Annotated in this window: 3 protein-coding genes; 1 reads left to right on the top strand and 2 read right to left on the bottom strand. The window is 45.6% G+C overall.

Annotated elements, in window-relative coordinates; translation table 11 throughout:
- Positions 1–21: 21 nt before the first annotated feature.
- The gene (locus WCO51_10075; protein MEI6513605.1) at positions 22–2,460 is read right to left on the bottom strand and encodes a S9 family peptidase; all 2,439 of its coding nucleotides are present in this window, start codon (positions 2,458–2,460) and stop codon (positions 22–24) included.
- Positions 2,461–2,605: 145 nt separating this feature from the next.
- Positions 2,606–3,250: a thiamine diphosphokinase gene (locus WCO51_10070; protein MEI6513604.1), complete on the bottom strand. Its 645-nt coding sequence runs from the start codon at positions 3,248–3,250 to the stop codon at positions 2,606–2,608.
- Between the two features lie 690 nt (positions 3,251–3,940).
- Between WCO51_10070 and WCO51_10065 the strand changes: the two genes are divergently transcribed.
- A complete protein-coding gene (locus WCO51_10065) occupies positions 3,941–4,468 on the top strand; it encodes an HNH endonuclease (GenBank protein MEI6513603.1) in 528 nt (175 codons plus the stop codon).
- Position 4,469 lies beyond the last annotated feature (1 nt).

Below are 4,469 nucleotides of genomic sequence, written 5' to 3'. Positions count from 1 at the left end.
CCTTAAAATGAGTGATTTATATTATTCTACTCGCTTATGTAATTTCGATTTCTCTCTTATCGGCGGTTCTGCTCCATCCGATTTCTCAGGCGGTTTACGCCTTACCGGATTGACAAATACTCTCACCGGAGGAAATTCCCTAATATGAAGCAGATACTCCCCGCCTTTTCGTGGCAAATCAAACAAAGCGCTAATCGGGGCGGCAACTACTCCCGTATCTTTATCTGCTGCCACATTAAGCTGGATATGCCGGCCTTTTATAAACACCATCGTATCGAACATGTTCACAGGAACGCCGACAGGACGATACGCCCGTCCGTTCGTATCAGAAAGCCATACTTCATCAAGGTTTAATGTGAAATCATCCATTTTGCCAGTGCGGTTCGACAATGCGAACTCTACTTGTAGATACGGATTATTTTCTCCCCGTTTCTTACCGAACTCAACCGGTTCAGCCCCGACGATACGCAGTTCCCAGCCATCCATTTTAATCAAATCGCCCACACGCCGGATAATGACCTTAGCGGGTTTTAGATAACGATCAAACCATTCAAGCCATCTTCTAGCTTCATCAACTCGATGATTAGGCTCGGAATTACCGTGCCCCTCACGCGGGAAACGCACGAATTCAACTTGCACATCTCCCTTTTCCTTTAGAGCCTGATACATCTCTTTTGAATTGCTGATGAAAGTGTTCGCATCTTCCTCACCATGCATAATCAAAACGGGGGTCTTAATCTGGTTGACATAACGGAAGGGAGATCGCTCGAAGTAAATCTGGGGGTCTTCCCAATAAAAAGCACCCAGGTACTCCCGTTCCCATCTCGGAAAAGCCGAATTGCTGTAATCAGTAAATAGGTTAAATATGCCAAATAGCGAAACTGCTGCTGCAAAGCGATCAGTCTGGGTGATGGCCCAATTGGTCATATATCCGCCATAACTTGCGCCAATTAGCCCAATTTGCTTCGAATCGGCGATACCGGCGTCGATTGCCCAATCCACACCATTCATAATGTCGCGGAAATCCCCTCCGCCAATATCCCGTAAATCAGCAATCTGAAAATCCGCAGAATAACCGCTTGAACCGCGATAGTTGGGTAGAAGCACTGCATAACCATGTGCCGCGAATAGCTGAGCCATCGTATGGTTCCGAAGCGTGTTGGTAGTCGTACCGGCGGGACCTCCGTGGACGGAGACAATCATAGGGTATCGCTCACCCTGTTTGAAATCGAGCGGATAAACCAACAGTCCTTCGATTTCCCACTCATCGCTCTTCCAACGGACAACTTCCTGCTTTGCTAGGCAGTGATGACGAGTGAGATCCCGATTGAAGTCAGTGATTCGACGAAGAGTGCCGTCTTTACGAAGGGCATAAACTTCCGGTGCGTTTTCAGCATCTTGCACCACCATCGCCACCCCACGTTTGCCGGGTACAAAGTCGCCAATGACCTGGTTTTCACAGGCAATCAGGGTGATTCCTTTTGTTTTTGGATTCAGCTTGTATAGCGGTAAATAAACGCCCGTTGCAGCAGCAAGATATATCTGCTTATCATATCGGCTCCATTCAAAACCTTCGACATCACGGTCAAGCCCTTCGGTTAGATTGACCAAATCACCGCCTTTAATAGGAATAGTGAAGATGCCTCTTTGCGAAAATCCTAGATTAGGATCATTGCATGCCAAAAACGCGAGGGTTTTACTGTCGGGTGAAAAACGCAATTCCATCCCACAGTTTTGGCGCTTAACCAACACTTCTGTTTCGCCGGTTATTACGTTCAAAATAACGATATCATAGCGATGCTCATGGCGGCCTTCACCGGTGTAATTGGTGCTAAAGGCAATCCATTTTCCGTCAGGAGAGATTTCAAAGTGGCTTAAGCCATAGTCACCTGCATACAACAGTTTCTTTTCACTTGAATCGATATTAATTAACCACAATTGCTGGCGGGGTTTATCGGCGTCTTCGATGTCGGCATCTCTTTTGCGGTCTTCAAGCTTTTCTTCGATTGCTCTAATCGCAGGCGCTTTTGGTTCAGAAGCGAGGTAGACAATTTGCTTTGAATCGGGCATCCATTGGAATTGTCTAACCCCATCACCGGCAGTAGTCAGCTTTTTAGCTTCACCGATTTCAGGAAGAAGCCAAATCTGTTCTTTTGGCTCTTCTTGATCCTCTTCCAGGTTCTCACCCCTAGCCGAAAACATTGCCACCCACTTGCCATCCTCTGACCAAAGAGCGCTATGTTCTCCAGCCTCACTCCAAGTCATCTGTTGAGGATGCTTCCGCCCATATTCCGCACAAAAAAGGTGATTAACCCGTTGGCTTTTATCGAAATCAGCTTCATCTACAGTGAACATCAGCACCTGCCCACCGGGGTGAAACGCTATATCAGAAATACTACGAATCGATACCAACGCTTCAGCCGTTACAGCCCGTTTTCGGCCGCGCACAACTTCACTCATTCATTCCTCCAACAAAACATCCCCCTTATTATACGCGAGTTTAAGCTAACTAAAAGGTTTTAGGTGATAGGCCGATTCTGGAAATGGGGGCGGAAGAGGGCGAGATTGCTTCAAAGCTTATTCGACAATTGACATAAGAACAGTCTTACCAACGAAAGGCTTCACCCTTAGTCTTATTTAGGATCACTGCCAGGCACCCATCGCGCACATCAATCGTAACGTGTCGCTGAGATACCTCATTATGAAGTCCATCTCTAAGACCCATTTGCAAGTCTTCGCCAAGCAAAGGCCATTTCAGTCCATGCGTCTTCACACCTTCGGCCGACCCTAGTGCAACGAGGGAAATTTTTGTCCCGAGCTTCAGATCCAACTCCAATCGCTCAGTAACAAAGTAGATCACTGCGCTATCCTCGACCTGTCGAATTTTGGCGCGACGAGCATATTTACTGGCAATGCTCAAATGCGTAAGAACATGATCGAACTCATCGCTCATCCCTGCTGTGAAAATAATATCGCGCGCATCTGAAGTGCGAAGAATCCAACGAAGTGTTTTCTCGAAGTCAGTATCTTCCTGCCCTTGTTCTTGAACTATTTCGACCTTCTTTTTAGCGACCTTTTTAGGGTCAAAAGAATCAATGTCTCCAACTATGGCATGAAATCCAATTCCTGCATCAAGCAAGGCTTGTGCGCCGCCATCGGCTGCTGCGATCAAATCAGCCCCCTGCGTTAGCGATTTAAGCAAACGCCTACCTGGCGAACGTCCATTAAGAACTATTAGAGCGCGTTTCATATAAACTCCCAGACACCTTAAAATCATACTCAGTTAATAAGGGCATCATCGGCTATCTTATTTTAAAATCGCGCCTAAAAGGCATATCCATCAGAAGGTGCAAATCTTGTCAGAGGGCCCACTCCAAACGCCCAGAAGCAGTTACAAGACAATATCATATTTATTATGACAAGATTTTCTAACAATGAGCGACTATTAATTGCAGAGTTTAATCTTTTTTCATAATTTTATTTAATAGCTCAGAACAGAAAAAGAGTGTTAAGCACAATATGTGACTTAATAACCGTTTGTTTCTTGTTTAAATTTTTCAAATAGCTTTGATTATTTACTGCGACCTCATCAATATCCAATCATCACCCTGTGATACACCAATTACTTGCGCCATGCGTTCCATCTAATATAGATTAAAACTCCTCTGATTCAACAATTATCATTGCGGACTTTTCAATGAATGAGCAAGAGATTGCATAAAGGTGGTGGGACGCATAATTGAATTGCATCCGGTTTTCGCTGAGATAAAAGGAAGAATTCTCGTAAGGAATAATACTTAATACATGCCTGATCTGCGCCTGCGAATAGGCTAGTTGAACTTGACAAAACGTCGCCTGTCCGGTAGAATTTTAAATAAGGTAACCATATTCAATATGTATGCGTCGGGCTTTTGGGTTATTAAGGAGACCCGATTCGGCGATGGACACCCATGAAGTTTTAGTCCTGAATAATGATTATGAGCCGTTGAATATATGCTCGCTTTGCCGAGCGCTCGGCTTGATCATGGTCGGCAAAGTCGAGACCCTTCATCAAAACGGTCATTCTATTCGAACGGGTCATGGGTTACTAGACGCTCCTTCTGTTATTCGAATGCGTTACCACGTCAAACGCCCCATGCCTGTTCTTAAACTATCACGCTACACGATTTTAGCGCGTGATAGGTACCGATGCCAATATTGCGGCGCCACCGCTCGTGACCTCACAATCGACCATATCATGCCGCGTTCTATGGGTGGTTCTGCTTCATGGGAAAATTTAGTCGCTTGCTGCCGAAGATGCAACCTACGCAAAGCTCATAAGACAGTTGCGCAAGCTGGGATGAAGCTTCTTCGCCCCCCGCGTCGCCCTCGCTATGTTCCTTATATCAGTCTAACAAAGTACCTAAAAGCGATCCACAACGACCTCTGGCGTGATTACCTTCCCGAATTTGGTGATTTCACGCAATAGT

It is taken from the genome of bacterium (genome assembly GCA_037131655.1).
Taxonomy (GTDB): domain Bacteria; phylum Armatimonadota; class Fimbriimonadia; order Fimbriimonadales; family JBAXQP01; genus JBAXQP01.
Note: the sequence above shows the minus strand (reverse complement) of the source record. Positions and strands in the feature narration are given on the sequence as shown.

Excerpts from the sequence above, each read along its gene's own strand:
- WCO51_10075 (MEI6513605.1), bottom strand. The coding sequence starts at position 2,460 with ATGAGTGAAGTTGTGCGCGGCCGAAAACGGGCTGTAACGGCTGAAGCG.
- WCO51_10070 (MEI6513604.1), bottom strand. The coding sequence starts at position 3,250 with ATGAAACGCGCTCTAATAGTTCTTAATGGACGTTCGCCAGGTAGGCGT.
- WCO51_10065 (MEI6513603.1), top strand. The coding sequence starts at position 3,941 with ATGGACACCCATGAAGTTTTAGTCCTGAATAATGATTATGAGCCGTTG.